The sequence below is a fragment of the Candidatus Moraniibacteriota bacterium genome (assembly GCA_016699385.1).
Classification (GTDB): domain Bacteria; phylum Patescibacteriota; class Minisyncoccia; order Moranbacterales; family UBA1568.
This window is the reverse complement of sequence record CP064974.1, coordinates 88,228-104,538: the sequence shown is the minus strand read 5'-3', so window position 1 is coordinate 104,538 and position 16,311 is coordinate 88,228. Positions and strand designations below refer to the sequence as shown.

General features: G+C 49.9%; 14 protein-coding genes. 1 reads left to right on the top strand and 13 read right to left on the bottom strand.

The features are described 5' to 3' along the window. Positions 1 to 6: 6 nt before the first annotated feature. The gene (locus IPJ67_00405; protein QQR77602.1) at positions 7 to 564 is read left to right on the top strand and encodes an aminoacyl-tRNA hydrolase; all 558 of its coding nucleotides are present in this window, start codon (positions 7 to 9) and stop codon (positions 562 to 564) included. Positions 565 to 879: 315 nt separating this feature from the next. Here IPJ67_00405 and IPJ67_00400 read toward each other — a convergent pair whose 3' ends face one another. From IPJ67_00400 to IPJ67_00340, 13 genes are all read right to left on the bottom strand, one after another. Next, positions 880 to 1,548 carry a 50S ribosomal protein L25 gene (locus IPJ67_00400; GenBank protein QQR77601.1) on the bottom strand — a complete coding sequence of 223 codons (669 nt, stop codon included), beginning with the start codon at positions 1,546 to 1,548 and terminating at the stop codon, positions 880 to 882. A 93-nt stretch (positions 1,549 to 1,641) separates the two neighbouring features. Further along, positions 1,642 to 1,962, bottom strand: coding sequence for a hypothetical protein (locus IPJ67_00395; GenBank protein ID QQR77600.1), 321 nt, complete (start codon positions 1,960 to 1,962; stop codon positions 1,642 to 1,644). A 220-nt stretch (positions 1,963 to 2,182) separates the two neighbouring features. After that, the gene (locus tag IPJ67_00390) at positions 2,183 to 2,767 is read right to left on the bottom strand and encodes a hypothetical protein (GenBank protein ID QQR77599.1); all 585 of its coding nucleotides are present in this window, start codon (positions 2,765 to 2,767) and stop codon (positions 2,183 to 2,185) included. 189 nt (positions 2,768 to 2,956) lie between these two features. Continuing rightward, positions 2,957 to 5,029 carry a DNA topoisomerase (ATP-hydrolyzing) subunit B gene (gene gyrB / locus IPJ67_00385; GenBank protein ID QQR78019.1) on the bottom strand — a complete coding sequence of 691 codons (2,073 nt, stop codon included), beginning with the start codon at positions 5,027 to 5,029 and terminating at the stop codon, positions 2,957 to 2,959. 185 nt (positions 5,030 to 5,214) lie between these two features. After that, a complete protein-coding gene (locus IPJ67_00380) occupies positions 5,215 to 5,604 on the bottom strand; it encodes a hypothetical protein (protein QQR77598.1) in 390 nt (129 codons plus the stop codon). 129 nt (positions 5,605 to 5,733) lie between these two features. After that, positions 5,734 to 6,291 (bottom strand): elongation factor P, encoded by a 558-nt coding sequence (efp, locus tag IPJ67_00375; protein QQR77597.1) that lies wholly within the window; start codon positions 6,289 to 6,291, stop codon positions 5,734 to 5,736. A gap of 11 nt (positions 6,292 to 6,302) precedes the next feature. Then, entirely contained in the window at positions 6,303 to 6,512 is a 210-nt protein-coding gene (locus IPJ67_00370; GenBank protein QQR77596.1) for a 30S ribosomal protein S18, read from the bottom strand. A 100-nt stretch (positions 6,513 to 6,612) separates the two neighbouring features. Continuing rightward, on the bottom strand, positions 6,613 to 7,104 hold the full coding sequence (locus IPJ67_00365; protein QQR77595.1) for a single-stranded DNA-binding protein: 492 nt from the start codon (positions 7,102 to 7,104) through the stop codon (positions 6,613 to 6,615). 17 nt (positions 7,105 to 7,121) lie between these two features. Then, a complete protein-coding gene (locus IPJ67_00360; GenBank protein ID QQR77594.1) occupies positions 7,122 to 7,610 on the bottom strand; it encodes a 30S ribosomal protein S6 in 489 nt (162 codons plus the stop codon). A gap of 152 nt (positions 7,611 to 7,762) precedes the next feature. Next, entirely contained in the window at positions 7,763 to 8,929 is a 1,167-nt protein-coding gene (locus IPJ67_00355) for a hypothetical protein (GenBank protein ID QQR77593.1), read from the bottom strand. A 101-nt stretch (positions 8,930 to 9,030) separates the two neighbouring features. Beyond that, positions 9,031 to 12,060, bottom strand: a complete 3,030-nt coding sequence (locus tag IPJ67_00350; protein ID QQR77592.1) for a fibronectin type III domain-containing protein — start codon at positions 12,058 to 12,060, stop codon at positions 9,031 to 9,033. A gap of 40 nt (positions 12,061 to 12,100) precedes the next feature. After that, positions 12,101 to 13,504, bottom strand: coding sequence for a LamG domain-containing protein (locus IPJ67_00345; protein ID QQR77591.1), 1,404 nt, complete (start codon positions 13,502 to 13,504; stop codon positions 12,101 to 12,103). Between the two features lie 112 nt (positions 13,505 to 13,616). Beyond that, positions 13,617 to 16,178, bottom strand: a complete 2,562-nt coding sequence (locus IPJ67_00340) for a DNA translocase FtsK 4TM domain-containing protein (GenBank protein ID QQR77590.1) — start codon at positions 16,176 to 16,178, stop codon at positions 13,617 to 13,619. Positions 16,179 to 16,311 lie beyond the last annotated feature (133 nt).

Here is a 16,311-nt window from a genome sequence, read left to right as displayed (position 1 = left end):
ACACCTATGCATCTCATAATCGGTCTCGGCAATCCTGGAAAGAAATATCTCGACACACGACACAATATCGGATTTTCTTATCTCGAATACATCCGACAAGAATGGAACTTCCCACCCTTCCGAGACAATGCATCCTTTCGAGCGGAATGTTCCGAAGGAAGAATCGACACGGAGAAAATCCTACTCGCTCGTCCACGCACATTCATGAATCGCTCCGGAGATGCCGTACAAAAAATTTCCCGGTTCTACAAAATCGAATCGAATCATATCGCCGTCATCCACGACGACCTCGATATTCCCCTTGGGGAAGTCCGCGAATCATTCGATTCCCGATCCGCCGGACACAATGGCGTCGAAGACATCATCGGCGCACTCAATACCAAAGAGTTTTTCCGCTTCCGAATCGGCATCAAAAACCCCGAGGAGAGAACCATCGAAAACTCCCAAAAAGACACTGCAGCATTCGTACTCGAACCATTTTCTGCAGATGAATACGCCGCTATCGAAAAAATATTCCCAAACATTACCGAGAGACTTCAAACTTGGATAGAAGCAAGAGGTTGAAGTATTACTCAAAAATCTCCCAAAAAAACAAAACAACCTCATGTCCTTTGTGGGACACAGGGCTGTTTTGTATTGGCGCATAGGGTTCCGTCCGCAGCCGTTTCCTTTTGTCCGAAGACGTGGGAAGCGCAACCTTCGGGGACCTAAGGAGGGATAGTCCTCGAATGGTACTGCGGGCGGAGCCTCAGACGCCAAAGAGCGGAGAGAAGAACATATACAGAGTCGCTCTTTCCTTTCCAATATCCCAAAGTAGCAGAAAAAAAGGAGTCTGTCAATACGGACTCCTTTTTCTGTCAGAAAATATCAACAAATGACTTATTCGGGATTCTTCTCGGCACCCGGAGTTGCCTCTTTCTTCACAACACCTTCCACTTTGTTGACGTCGGCTTCCACCTTTGTTTCAAGTGATGCCATTTCTTCATCTGTTCTCGGACGTTCAACGAGCGCCACAACGGTATCCTGATCACTCAGCATCTCGACACCTTCTGGAACAACAATGTCAGAAACGTGAATCTGATCATCAAATGTAGCAAGTACGGAAATATCGATAGAGAATTCATGGGGAATACTTCCCGGAAGACACGAGACCTCCACTTCATCGAGCGCCTTCACAAGAATACCACCAGACCCGCGAACTGCGAGTGATTCACCGACAAATTCGAGCGGCACATGTGCTTCCACCTTTTCATCCATGCGCACTTGATAAAAATCTGCGTGAAGAATATTTCCTGACAAAGGATCAAGTTGCACATCGTAGATAAGCGTATTGATCGACTTTCCCTTTGGAAGTGAGAGCTCGACGATGGTGTTTTCGCCAGCCTCCTTGTAAGCACGTGAAAACTCAAGAGAGGGGACCGTCAGCATCTGAGGCGCATTCCCATGTCCATAGAGTATGGCAGGAATTCGTCCGTTTTTTCGGATACTTGACAGCGTCGATTCATCCTTTACCCGCTTATCGACTGAGAGTTGTATTGATGCGCTCATAAATGCATTTCAAAAAAGACTGACCGGAAAAATAAAAAAAATCTATCCAAATCATCAAAGTCCAGAGGGAATCAGTTCTCTCCAAAATACTCGTTACAATATATCACTCAAATGCCCCGCTCGCTCCTTGAAGAAGATATAGGCATCAAGTGCCTGATCAGTCGAGACAACTTCCTGCCCGAAATGCTTCTTGGACTCCTCTCCTCCGAGATCCGTAAGCACGCCGACACTTGCAACGCCCCACTGATTCATCGATACAAAAAGGATACTCGAGACACCACATGACGGGCACGAAATATGCACCGTCGAGCGAGTATCATTCTCGGCAAGCGGCGTCACAACAGCGGGCGTGTATTTTTTGTTACACACTGGGCACTTTGCGAGTGACTTCAGATTTCCGATTGACCCATTCATACATCGAGTATAGGAGAAAAGAACCGGGAGAGCAAAGGATTCCCTGCCCAAAAAGCGTAGCATGAAAGCCCAGACAAGGTCAAGGCGGCGGCAATATCCTAAGCAAATTCAATCTCGCCCGCTTCCGGAAATAATTCACTCCCCCGTTTATACGCAAAAGAAAAACCGGCATCAACACAATTGATGCCGGTTCGAATTTTCCCACTCCTTTCACCTCAGCTCACCGCGGACCATTCTCCCTCAAAACCTCGAGAAGGTATCCGGCGAGCAAGCGAAAATCCTTCCGAAACGCACAGGCGACTACTCTCTCGTAATCCGTGCACAGGTCGCCAATAAATCCTCGACTCAGCTTTGAGATGAGGAGGTTTTCATCCCCTTTCATGCGAAACTTGGAGAGTATTTCAATGTACTGCTTCAGGGTCTCCGTGTCTTCTATAGCAAAGCCTCTCTGCTGAAGTTCCTGCCGAAGAAGCTGCGCACAACATGAGGAATACATCGCTTGAGCAAGCTCCTCTCCCGCTATAAGCCAATATTCAAGCGCAGTCGAATCCACAAAGGCGCCCATTTTCAGAAGTTTCAGCGCATCGTCGACATTTCCAATTGCAGCCTGTATCGAAAGCAGCGATAGTGATTGACCACTTCCGAAGCGGATGAATACATTCGGAGTGCCAGCCATATCAAGAACCTCCCAAATATCCACGTCGATTGGTTGCAGCGTTTCTCGAGACTTCCCCTGCCATGGAGATGACAGGACTTCTTCACTAATCACAGGAAAACACTTTTCAAATTCGGATTTTTCAGCCATCTTCTTGCTCCTTTCTGATAGCAAAGAACGCTTCTCCTTACCTTCTCGATTATTTCCGCCCTCCCAAAAAATTTAAGGTACGCAACAAAAACCGAAAACACTCACTTTCTCTTGATTCGAGAAAGATACCGAAATCGCACCTATATATTTTATACAGCATAAATTAATAACTGTCAATATTATCTCACTTCAAACATCCAAGTTTTTCACATTCTTGGCGTGCGTTTGAATGAAACGGCGGCGAGGTTCAACTTCATTGCCCATAAGAATGTCAAAAATCCGGTCGGCTTCTTCGGCATCGTCAAGAGAGACGCGAAGCATTTGCCGATGTGCCGGATTCATCGTCGTCTCCCAGAGCTGTTCGGGATTCATTTCTCCCAAACCTTTGTATCGCTGAATATTGACGCCGTGAACGGTTTCTGAACCATCGGTCGATGAAGCAGTTCCTCCCTCAGCATCTTCTTGGGCACTCTCTGCATTTTTGCTCGATGATTTCGTCTTCTCTGACTTCCCGGCAAGGGCGGCTTTCGCGGCGATATCTTTGGTCATCTGCGCGAGCATGCGGTCTTTTTCTTCATCCGTAAAGACATATTCGACTCGCTTCCCCTTCTGGAGACGATACAGTGGTGGCTGAGCAATATAGACATAGCCCTCTTTCACCATGTCTTCGAAATATCGATAGAAAAATGTCAGAAGAAGCGTGCGAATATGCGAACCATCCACATCGGCATCCGCCATGATGATAATCTTGTGATACCGCAGTTTCGCGAGAGTAAGACTCTCCCCAATACCTGCGCCGAGCGCGATGATAATCGGCTTCAAGGTGTCCGACTTCACCACCTTATCGAGACTGGTCTTTTCGACATTGACGAGTTTCCCTCGAAGCGGAAGTATCGCCTGAAACATTCGGTCCCGCCCCTGCTTGGCACTTCCACCAGCGGAGTCTCCCTCGACAATATAGAGCTCCGATTTTGATGCGTCGCGACTGGTACAGTCGGCAAGCTTCCCAGGAAGCGTCATACCGTCGAGAGCGCCTTTTCGCAATACCGCATCCTTTGCGGCACGCGCCGCAATGCGCGCCCGCGCAGTGAGAAGACATTTCTCAAGAATCGCCTTCCCGTCATCGGGATGCGTCTCGAGAAACTCTGAAAGTCCTGCCGAAACAACACCCGACACAATGCCACGCACCTCGGCATTTCCAAGCTTTGCCTTTGTCTGACCCTCAAATTGCGGCTCCGGAAGCTTCACGGAAATCACTGCGGTAAGTCCCTCAAACACATCTTCCGAAGACAGCGCTCCATCTTTTTCCTTGAGAAGATTGCGCTTCTTGGCATAATCATTGAGCGAGCGAGTCAGTGCACTCCGAAAGCCAGTCACGTGTGTCCCGCCTTCTGGATTGAGGATATTGTTGGCAAATGCGAAGAGATGTTCTTTGAAGGTATCGACATACTGAAGCGACACTTCGACATACGTGTCGCCAATTGTTTTCTCGATGGAAACTGGTGTCGTATTTTTTATTTCCTTCCCACGATTCAAAAATTTGACAAATGATATGATGCCGGAATCAAACATGAAAGAATACTGCTTCGTTTTGTACGCTTCATGAACACCAGATGCCTCCCGCTCATCGGACACACTGATACGAATTCCCTTGGTAAGATACGCTTGATAACGGAGATAGTCCAAAATCTTGCTCCAGCTATATCGGATTTCCGGGAAAATTTGGCTATCCGCCTTGAAGGAGATAGTGGTCCCTGTGCGTTTGGAAGTACCGATTGAGCGAACATCTCCTCTCGGCTTCCCGCGATCGTACTCTTGAAGCCACACCTTTCCCTTGAGGTGTACTTCGACGCGCGTCCATTCCGAAAGTGCATTGACTACCGACACACCAACACCGTGAAGTCCACCGGAAATTTTGTACCCGCCACCGCCAAACTTCCCTCCGGCATGCAGCACAGTCAGCACGGTTTCAAGGGTGGATTTCTTTGTCTGCGGATGAATTTCCACCGGAATACCTCGACCCTCGTCTGATACCTCGACAATCTCACCCGGCAAAAGTCGCACGACAATGTGATTGCCAAATCCTGCCATCGCTTCATCGATAGAGTTGTTCACCACTTCCCAAATAAGGTGATGCAATCCCTCAAGTGACGTGCCGCCGATATACATGCCCGGGCGCTTCCGCACCGGATCAAGACCTTCAAGGACCTGAATGGAGGCGGCATTATATTCGTTCTTGTTTTTTGATTCGGTTGGAGACATAACAGTAAGCACAGCTGAAAAATCAATAAAGCAACAGGAAAGTCCTCTCGAAAAACGAAACTCGTACTTTCTCTCACAATCTTCCGGAAACAATCGATTTTCCCTTACTCTTTCCAACTTTTCACCTGGCTCGCGAGAGAAAAAGAAAATCTGATTATTTCCGGGAAACTACGTATAGTGAAAACTCATTCCGATTTCTTTACCCGAAACTTCCGAAGGAAAAAGAGATCGACAAGAAACAGGAAACCAAAGAGAAGCATTGCATCCCACCAGACAAACCACCCAGCACGCACAAGGAGGAGTGCTCCCACGAAAAATATCGCAAGAAACAAGCCTTGACGAACACTCGTGCCGACACGCATCAATGCCCAGTCAATCCCAAATAACATTCGTCGCAGCAAGAGAATGCCGAGAGAACAGGTACCCGTAAGAACGAGCAGAAGTGAGAGTAAGAAAAGTGCCCATTCGAATCCAGTGGCGTTTTCTGGGCTCACGAAAAAAAGCACTGCTCCCCACGCAAGAGCTGAGAGAATCGTACTCAAGACCAGTCCCCACAAAACAAGCGCCCATTTCATATCGCTCTGCCGTCAAGAAAACAAAGGAACTCCTCCCCTCTCCAGTCTTCAGTATAGCCAAAAACTCGAGTGTACGCAAACAAAATAACTCGCGCTCTCAAACATCTGCCTCATGCAAGACAGGCGCTCTTATGCGCGAGACACATAGGTACCACGATCAGTATTTACCAGTATTCGATCGCCCTCTTTGACAAAAAGTGGCGTCGTCACCTCGAGTCCGGTTTCGAGCTTCACAAGCTTGTCGCCAGAAGAAACACTGTCCCCTTTTATGCCCGGAGGCGCATCGACAACTGTCAGCGTCACCTTCGGCGGAAGCTCGATAGTGAGCGGCGTCCCTTCAAACTGCAGAAGCGTCACCTCTATCCCTTCAACGAGATATCGCTCTGCGCCAGAAAGCGTCTCTGTCGACAGAGATACCTGATCATATGACTCCATATCCATGAAAGCATACGAATTCCCCTCCTTGTATAGGTACTGCGCTTTAGACTTCGCAACATCTGCCTCATCCACTTTGTCCGATCCCTGAAATGTCCGTTCTAGCACAGCACCCGTCCGAAGATTCTTGAGGCGGGTCCGCAAGACAGCGCCCGCACGACCCGTCTTTGAATGTTCATGATAGAGCACGGCGTAGGGGTCGCCCTCCACCACAATTTTCTTTCCGGTTTTGATATCACTGATATTCAGCATACGAACAGCTATTACTGGATAACATATGGGACGAGCGCCATGTATCGCGCGCGCTTAATCGCGACAGAGAGGTGTCGTTGTTCCTTGACGGTCAATCCAAATTTCTTTGGCGGATAAATTTTTCCCTGCGAATTGAGAAATCGCCGAAGGAAGTGCGCATCTTTGTAATCGAGTGCTTCGAGTTTCTTTCGCATTGCCTGTTCCTGTTCGCTGGTCTGCATAGTACTCATAGTTATTTGCATAAATTAAAAGGAATCACCACTTCTGAAGAAACTTTCTCTTTCAGTATTCCTATAAAAGTGAAATTGTCGTTCCTGAAAATCAGAATGGGACATCCTCGATCTTTATCTCCTCTTTCTCATCATCGAGATTGATAGTCGGAATATCATCATCTGTGGCAGTTGGCGTAGATTTTGGCTGATTCTGGCCTGTTGGACGCGATGCCGGAGTGGATTCTGATCGCGAAGATCCGCCGCCTTGCCCCATTGGGCGACTTCCAAGCTGCATGTTTTCTGCAACGATTTCTGTCACTTTTCGTTCAACTCCGTCTTTCCCGGTATAGCTTCTCGTCTGAATCCGACCTTCAAAATAAGCCTCCTGACCCTTTGTCAGATACTGCGCCGCTACTTCTGCTGTCCGACCCCAAAGAATGATGGTGTGAAATTCGGTCTTTTCTTGCTTCTGTCCACTCTTGTCGCTCCATCGGTGACTGGTCGCGAGTCCGATTGTCGCCACGGTCTGTCCACTCGGCGTCGTCCTCGTCTCGGGATCACGCGTCAGCCTTCCTACCAAAATCGCCTTGTTCACATTCATAAGCGAGAGGAAAAGAATTAAATATCCAAAACCTCACCAAGCTTCTTGTCTATCTCTGTATCAGACAATGCTGATGCTGCCGATTCCGGCTTCACAACAGCAGGTGCCACGCTCTGAGGGGGGCGCTGACGACTCGAAATATATCGCCCCTGAGGTTTCCGTCTCGTGTCCGGAGTATGTCGCACTCGCTCCTGAGATTCTTCGAGTGTCGGCAATTCCTCAGCGCGCACGACCATAAATCGCAGTATATTCTTGTCGAACGATATCGTTTTCGTCACCTCTGCAGGAATATCACCCGCACCCTCTTTCACTGTAAAGCGCTTGGCAATATATGTCCCTCGAGACTCGCCCTTAATCGGATATTCCATCCGGCGCTCATCAACAAATTCTCCCTCTTGCATCTCTCCGCCCGCCGCAACAATCGCGTCCTCAACGCTTTTCTTGATGGTATCAAGCTGCGCCTTCTTCGACTCTCCCACAAGATACAATATCTCGTATTCCATCATACGGTCGTATTAAAAACAAAAAGCCCGCAACGCAAAAAGGCGCCACGGACTGTAAAGTCTCGAGTCCCGCCCATATCCTCAGGGAAACCCCGAGGCGGAGCAAGAAAGGCCTTTTCGGTTGTTTTTCCAGCGTACCATACTGAGCCCTTCTGTCAATACGAAGGCTTCATTGGAGAAGGCTGAGCACTTCGATTCAAGATAACTGTCTCAGATGTACAGTTCCTCCCAGATGTGTGCATAGCCCATTTGCCTCCAGAGGCGCCCATCGGAACATCGTACGACACCTGACGAGTCATTGCCTCATCTCCCTTCGATTCCAAGGAGAAGACCGCGCACAATTCAAACTGTGCCTCACTCCCATCTTGCAACAAAGCGAAACCTTTCACAGCACGATACTCATAGGGCTCTCCCGTCTCAGGATCTCCCAATGACAAACAATATCCATATTGGCTCGACTGCTTCAAATCCGAAAGTGCCTTCGGCAAACGAGAAAAGTCTTGCGCATAGCCACGTATACACCCCGCGAGCCTCTCCAAATCACTCGCGCGACGCGCATCAAATGTTCGATTCCTCTCCAGAGCTGGAGAGCCAACTGCCAGAAATCCCAGTATGATTCCAAGTACAACAGCGCCGAGAAGTCCCCATCCAAACGATTGGAATACCTGCCGAGAAATATCGTGCTTGTACTGAATCTTCTTCCTCTCCAGAAAATAAAAGCCAAACACCATTCCAGAAATTCCAAAAATCACGATCGCCTTGAGGAAAAATCGCACACTGATTTCCCCCTGAAGAAACGTGTAGAGAATCGCAATGAAGTCACCAACAATCGTGACAGCAGCAATTAAAAGGACGAGATAGGTCACCCACTTAGTCAGGCGAGATTCTGCGCGAGCATCATCTTCGCGAAACCGACGAAACCACAAACGAATCGCGAAGAAGTACAAAGGAGTCCCGACAAAAAGCGCTGCCATCGAGTAGTGCACCGCATCCGACGAGACAACTGATCCAAGTCCAGCATTTACAACAGTATCTGGGAAGTACCGATTGATTATTTCAAAAAAGAGCGAGCCGAGCGCTGACACGATAATGCCCAGCAAAATGAATGAGAAGAAACCAATCATAATGTCAACCGTCGAAGCCTTCTTCGCTGCGAGCGCCTTCCCTATTCCCTCCGGAACTGGCACGCCCGCCGCAATAAGCGCTCGCGCATACGCCGCGTCCACATCCTCTTCCGACCACCCGACCGCGAGCAACATTTCCTGAATATCGGCTTTTCTCACCCCACTTCGGACTTGACTCACTATATACGTTTCCAACATCTCATTTTTCATAAAGTTCAACAATATGAATACACTCTCCTTCCCCTGCCCGCAACCCCGCCTTGCGAAGGAACGATACGGGCGTGCACACTTCCACACGTCTACATCCCTCCCCCTTGCACCTGCCAGTTGAAACTCGCACACGCCGTATCCCGACACCCGCACTTCCACCCACCTCCCTGCACACTGCAGGTCATCCCGACCAGGTAGGTGGGTGAGCCCGTCCCGGAAGTGGAGACATTGGCATCCGTGATCGTCGCGGAGACGGAGCCTTGGCACCACTCGCCATTGAGCGCTCCCGTGCAGGTGCCGGTGTATTGTCGCCAGGCGCTTCCTATTGCATCGTACCAGTAGCCTTTGGTGTAGACGATTCTCGCGGTGTCTCCCGTTACTCCGGTCGTGAACGTGATGGTATGCGTGTCGGCGCTGGTGCACAGTGCATTCATCAGATTCGTACTCGTTTGAAACGCATCGAAAGGCGCGCCGTAACTGTTGTAAGCGGCATCGGAGAAGTTCGCGGTCGTCACGGTGTTGCAAACTTGGGTTCCGCTTCCTCCTTGGGTGAGCGGGGTATTCATATCGGTTTGGATTTCTGATTGCGTGAGCGCCTTGTTGTAGATGCGGACATCGTCTATCGTACCGTCAAAGGAGTTGGAGCCTTCGGGATTTGCTCCGATTGAAATGTTGGCGGTGTTTTGATCGATGGTGCCGGTTTTGGCTTGGCTTCCGACTTCGAGTCCGTCTTTGTAGAGTGTCATCGTGCTTCCGTCATAGACCGCGGCGACATGAGTCCAGACATTTGTTTGGAGAGTGCCGCTCGTTGCAACGAGGGTTGTGGTTGTGCCACCGGTTTTGAGGCGGAAGCGGAGGAGACTATTGGAATCGGAGAGCATCCAGGTATGACCCTGTTCGGTACTGTCGGTTGCTTTGGAGAGGATGCGGACATCGTCCGTCTTCCAGTCGTCCGCCCGTACCCAGGCGCTTAGGGTGATGGCGCTTCCGGGAATGTTCCAGTTTCCAATACCGACAGAGCTGCTCGTTCCGTTAAAGTCGAGAGCGTTTCCGTATTTGCCGCTCGTCGACCAGGTGGTATTGGAGAGAGTACCGGTGTGGTTGTGACCGGAGATGTCTTGGGTGGTGGTGCCGGTGCCTTCGGCAAAGTTGTAGCCCGCCTGGAGATACTGGGAGACGGGAGGCGCAACGGGGGTCGTGGCGGAAGAAATATTCGAGTAGGGGGAAGTGTTGTTGGCGGCATCGGTTGCGAGGACTCGGTAACGGTAGGTCGTCGTTCCCGTAAGACCGGCGTCGGAGTAGGAGTTGGTCGTTGGAGTGGCGATTTGGGTGAAGGTGGTGCAGGAAGTTCCGGAGCAGCGTTCGACGGTGTAATTGGTGACGGCGACATTGTCTGTGCTTGCCGTCCAGGCGAGGTTGATGTTGGAGGATGAGACGACGGAGGTTTGGAGATTGCTCGGAGCTGTGGGCGCTTGCGTATCAGGAGCTTGGGTCGTCGCACCGACCACATTGGACCAGCCGGAGAGATTCCCGGCGGCATCGGTCGCGCGGACGTGATAGTTGTAAAAGGTGTTTGGCGTGAGGCCGGAGTCGACGAAGGGAGAGGTGGTCGGAGTGCCGACTTGGGTGAAGGTGGAACAACCGGAGCCTTGGCAGCGCTCGACGATGTAATTGGAAATACCTGAGGTGGTCTGTCCCGCGACTATCGGATCGGTCGAGGCGGTCCAGGAGACGGTGATGCTCGATTGGCTCGTGGCGTTTGCGGCGAGGCCGGTGGGAGAAGTGGGAGAAGTGGTGTCGGGGTCGAGGGGGGTGCCGGAAGTGTATTCGTAGGCGCCGATGTCCCACCCAGCCCCTACTGGACGCGTTAACCCAGTAATATCGTCGTTAACGGTAAGACTCGCCCCCGAATCAATTGCTGGACTGCCAGTCGAGAGACGGAAGTCACCAGTGGAGCGATCAACAAATAAAGGGTTGCACCCATTGATTCCGTTTGCTTCTGAAAAAGACGTAATCGTATTGTAGCTATTGGAGGCTACGCAGTTGTAATCTGCCTGCGGGTTAGGCCCCCCGCTTGCAACAATGAAGTTATAAACATAAGATGCATTAGCATCTTTACTTGTAATGAAGATATTGTTCTTTATTTTGGCATTTATGCCATTCATCTTGTACGAATCCTTTTGCACCGAAATAACCCCTGTATTCACAAAGGTATTGTTATATACCTCAAAATTAGGGACGCCTATATAAGCGTTTTGTGAAACATTATAAAATAAATTGTTGCGGATAATTACGTCACTCAGGGTGGTTGCACCTTGGACCTCCGTCATCCACATTTGTCCTTGAGAATTAGCGACTCTGTTTTTCTCAAATAGCAAATTATATACGGTATCACCGTTGATGCCGTAGAATTGAAGTACGTCTATGTGCGCCGCACTTCCCGGCGAGTAAGAAATGTCATGGATATAGTTGTTTCTTATGATATTGTTTGATCCGAACGGACGGAATGAGTCAACATCATAGCCGGGTCCAATCTCGTTATTCTCTATAAGATTATTATCGCCATAGATCATGATCGTGGGGAAATCCGCTCCCTGCGGCGTTGGTACGGTAATGGTATTGCCACGGATAACGCAATAGTCCGCTTTTTGGTCTCTATTCGGAGGAAAAAAAATCCCACCGTTCGTAAATGTGTTACTGGAGATTTCGCAATAGTCACCGATTGACTCAACCGCGCCAAATCCCGATAAACTGAACCCTTCTACAGTTACATAATTATGATCAATAAAGAATTTGCTTCCTTTGGCAATCCCATTTGCTCGAAATGTGATTCTATTTCCTACGCTTCCGTGGCGTACCGTTCGCACGGTCTCGTTATATGTCCCAGCAGCCACCAGCGCTGTATCACCGCTGACCATGGTATTTGCCGCTTTGGTTATAGTCAGCCACGGCTGCTGCGATGTGCCGGGATTGCTATCTGCACCTGTTTTCGACACATAGTACGTCGCTGCTTCCGCCTTTCCTGGAAAAACAACCGCCGCGCCGAAAACAAAAACCGCTACCAAAAAACAGAACGAACCAATCCTACTCCCAACCAAACTATGAATGACGTACTGCATAAGAAAAAAATTATTTTCCGTCCAGGGTCGGCTAATTGTTTTACCGCCCCATGTTGTAGAAGTTGGTGATTTCGCTTGCGGAGAGGGCGCGGTTGTAGAAGCGAACATCGTCAATGATCCCATTAAAAGGCTTCAGGCCATCAGAACGAGCACCTATACAAATTTCTCCTCCTGCTAGTCTTGAGCCCGCGGCTTGATTGGCTGTCCCGTCTTGTGTACCGTTTATGTATAATGTTGCCGTGTCATCACTGTTATTTACAACCACCACAAAATACCACTGATTGATATTTAAAGCGGAAGATCCTCCTACTCTTGTAGAGTAGTTATTGTTCGTCCAGTAAAGACGACTGACATAAGAACTATAATAAAAAATCGAGTTGCTCGTATTAACAATTGAGGGGAGATCGTTTATTTGTTTCATATTGATCCACGCACTTATGGAGAATGCTCCAGAAGCAGGAATGGTTGAATTTGTTTCAACATAATCCCCCGTCCCATCAAACCCCATCCCCTGGCCCAATTTCCCCTTCACCGGTACCGCTCCCGTTATCGTCCCATTGTTCCCGAAGCTACTCCTGTCTATTGCGGTACTCCCCTGAATATCCGGACCATCAAACGTCCAGTGCCCGACCAAGGAGGTGTCGACGGGTTGGGCGGGGCTCGTGGTATTGTAGAGCTTCTTTACTTCGTCAGCAGAGAGAGCGTAGCCATAGACGCGGATATCATCGAGCTTGCCATCAAAAGGAACTCCGGCGTCGGATTCGGCTCCGATACGGAAGGCATTGGCATTCGAGAGGTCTCCTATACTACTGGTAGAGGTTTCTGTGCTTCCATTGAGTCCTCCATCAATATAGACAGAGGCACCACGACTATCATCCCAGACGGCAGTGAAGTGATGCCAACCGGTTGATGTGAATGTTGTGGTAGAGTCTGCTTCGTAGGTATAGGTACCATCAGAAATTTCGAAGTTGACCGTATCGGTAGAGGCATCTATCCAGACGACATAGCCGGCATTGGTAGCTTGGTCGGTTTTCTTGGCGACGATGGTGTGGTCGGCGGTGAAAGTGTCTCGATTGAACCAGCCCGTGAGAGAGAAGTCGGCTCCATTGGCAAAGTCGAGGACACCGCTTGCGGGATCGGCGACGGAGAGGTATTGTCCGCTTCCGGAGAAGTCGAGCATGTATGGACCGATTTGTCCGGCACTCCAGGTGGGAGAGCCAGTCATGGCGAGAGTGTTTGCATTTCCACTACTGTCGGTCGCATTGGTGCCGGAGCCGTCATCGAGTTTCCAGTAGCCGCGCATCCCTTGGGAGAGCGAGCTCTCGACAGAACCATTGAGCTGCATGCCGGCTTTGGATTCGAAATCGTAGTTGAGTCCGACGACAACAAGCAGCACGGCAGCGATGCCGCCCCACTGGAGGAAATGTGTGAGGGAGAGTTTCATAAAGGGGGTGGCTAGTACGTGTAACGGATCCAGGTGGTAATGAATTGCACTGGAACAATTCAATACCCATCATCCAAGAAAATTTCTTGATCTCACAAGAGATTCTCGGTATCTATACCTGCCACTTGTCATCTTGAGCACTCTCCGTTGGCAAATCCTCATCATCCGAGTCGGATACTGAAGAATCAATGGGAGATGAAACATTGGCAGGGGTGCCACTTGAAGCAAGGATCTCTCGAGGTTTGGAGCCATCCTTGGGACCGACGACGCCGGCTTTCTCGAGACAATCGATAATCTTTGCTGCTCGAGAATACCCAAGTCCCATGCGCCGCTGAAGAAATGACGTGGATGCTTGGCGAAATTCGAGCACCACCTGTCGCGCTTCCTCATATCGAGGATCCTGATCTTCTTCCAATGAAGACGCATCATCAAGCGAAAAGACAATGCCATCGGAGAGTTTCTCCGGATGCGAAAATGATTCAGCGTCAGGACCAACCGGCGCCGCTTCGAGATTGCCATCCGCACGAGGAAGCGAAGGAAGCGCAAACTCTCGCTCACGTATAGGAGAGCTTGTGGAAATTTCTCCATCAATCGATTCTTCGAAGCCGGCAGCGAGTTTTTGCTCTCGGATAAATTCAACAACATTGCGTACCTCGTCTTCGGACACAAATGGTCCCTGGATTCGCCGTGGCTGAGGATATCCAGCCGTTGTAAAAAGCATGTCGCCCTGTCCAATGAGCTTCTCCGCACCACCCTGATCGAGAATCGTGCGCGAGTCAATCTGCGTCGCCACCTGGAAGGCAATGCGCGTCACGATATTTGCTTTAATAAGCCCCGTGATAACCTCAACACTCGGGCGCTGTGTTGCAAGTACCAAGTGAATGCCCACCGCGCGCGCCATCTGCGCGAGGCGCACGATAACTCCTTCCACCTCGCGCCCATGCGACATCATGAGGTCCGCCATTTCATCGATTACGATGACAATATACGGGAGCTTGGGCAGATCTTCCTCGCGCGATCCACCACCCGGCAGAGGCACTGTTCGCCTCTCTCCGCGAGCACACCGCACATGATAGGATTCGATATCTCGAGACCCTACCTGCTCAAGAAGCTTGTATCGACGGTCCATTTCACCCACCATAGAGCGGAGCGCATTCACTACTTTCTTTGGCTCAACGATAACATCGGTGATAAGGTGCGGGATACCATTGTAGAGCGAGAGTTCCACGCGCTTCGGATCGATGAGAATGAGACGAAGATCATCCGGTGCATTTTGATAGAGCAGCGACAAAAGAAGCGCATTGATAAAAACGCTCTTCCCGCTTCGCGTAGTCCCCGCAACTAAGAGGTGCGGCATCTTCCCGATGTCGGCGACAGCGTAGTCACCATGCACATCCTTCCCAAGTGCCACGGTCAGCGCAGAGCTTCGTTTCAAGAAGGCTTGGCTTTCCAAAATATTCCGAAGTCGAACAATTGCTTGCACCTGATTGGGCACCTCGATACCGATGAGCGCCTTCCCGGGAATTGGCGCCTGTATACGAATAGAAGGCGCCTCCATAGCGAGTGCGAGATTGTCTGACAGCGTCGTGATGCGAGAGAGTTTGACGCCACCGGCGGGACTGAACATATACTGCGTCACGGTTGGACCAACCATAGTCGCATGATGCACGACAGGAATGCCGAAATTCTCCAATGTCTGTCGAATAATCTCCGCACGTGCCTCCGTATCCCCTCCAAATCCCTCCTCGCTCGACGTATCCAAGAGATCTGATGTCGGCAATTGCCAAAATGTCCGCTTCCGCGAAGATCGGCGAGGGGTTACCACAAATGGCTTTCGTTCGCCCGAGAGAAAATAGGCAGGCACCGACGCAAGTTCCGCATGTTTCTGTGCCTCGGCATTTCTTCCTTCTACATTCTTTTCATTCTCTTGCGGGAAATGAATACGTTTGATATTCTCTTGCTCGAGCTTCTCCTTCTCAGTGACAATCGGGTCAACAATTGGCACATCAACTCCATGAGAATCTTGTGGTATTGATTCACTTACAGTCGTACCGTCACCTGATGTCTTCTCAGATTCTGCCTCATCATCGGAAGTCACGTCGTTCAGATCTCGCCGTTTCGTCCATTCACTGAGCGAATCTGAAAATCGTAGCAATGAGAAATTGAACGCCGCAATCGTACCGATAAGGAAGAGTGCGACAAACAAAATCGTGCCACCGAGTGTCCCTGCAAGTTTTCCAAAAAGAGATGCAAGCCCAAAACCGATATATCCTCCACCACGACCACTCACTGCAAGCTGCGCCAAATCGCCACTCTGAAGTGAATGAAGAAACCCCAAGAAACTCAAAAATGCAATTGAAAGCCCCCCGAGCTTCACTGCGTCCGACCACGAGCTTGTCCGACGACGAAACAGGAAGATACCAGCAAGAAATAAGAGGAATGGGAAAATCCACTTTCCCCACCCCAGACCAAGTCCTGCTACACGATCAAAGAATGTCCCCAGAATTCCCGCACTCTTGAAAAATCCAAGTGCGAAAAGAATGCCCAGCGTAAAAAGAAAGACTGCGGCAATACTCCGCTTCACGTCGTGATGAAGAATACCTGGCGACTCCGCTCGGTCATCATCCTCCAGATCGGGTTGAGATACTTCTTTTGTTTTCTTTTTTCTTCCCATAATAAGGTATTATACCAAATCCTGAGCAGAAAAGGAAAGCGATACTCCAAGTCTTGTGAAAATCATTTTCTTCCCATACAAAAACAGCCCCGATATTCCGGGGCTGTTTTCTCGCTAGCATTTCACAAACAGC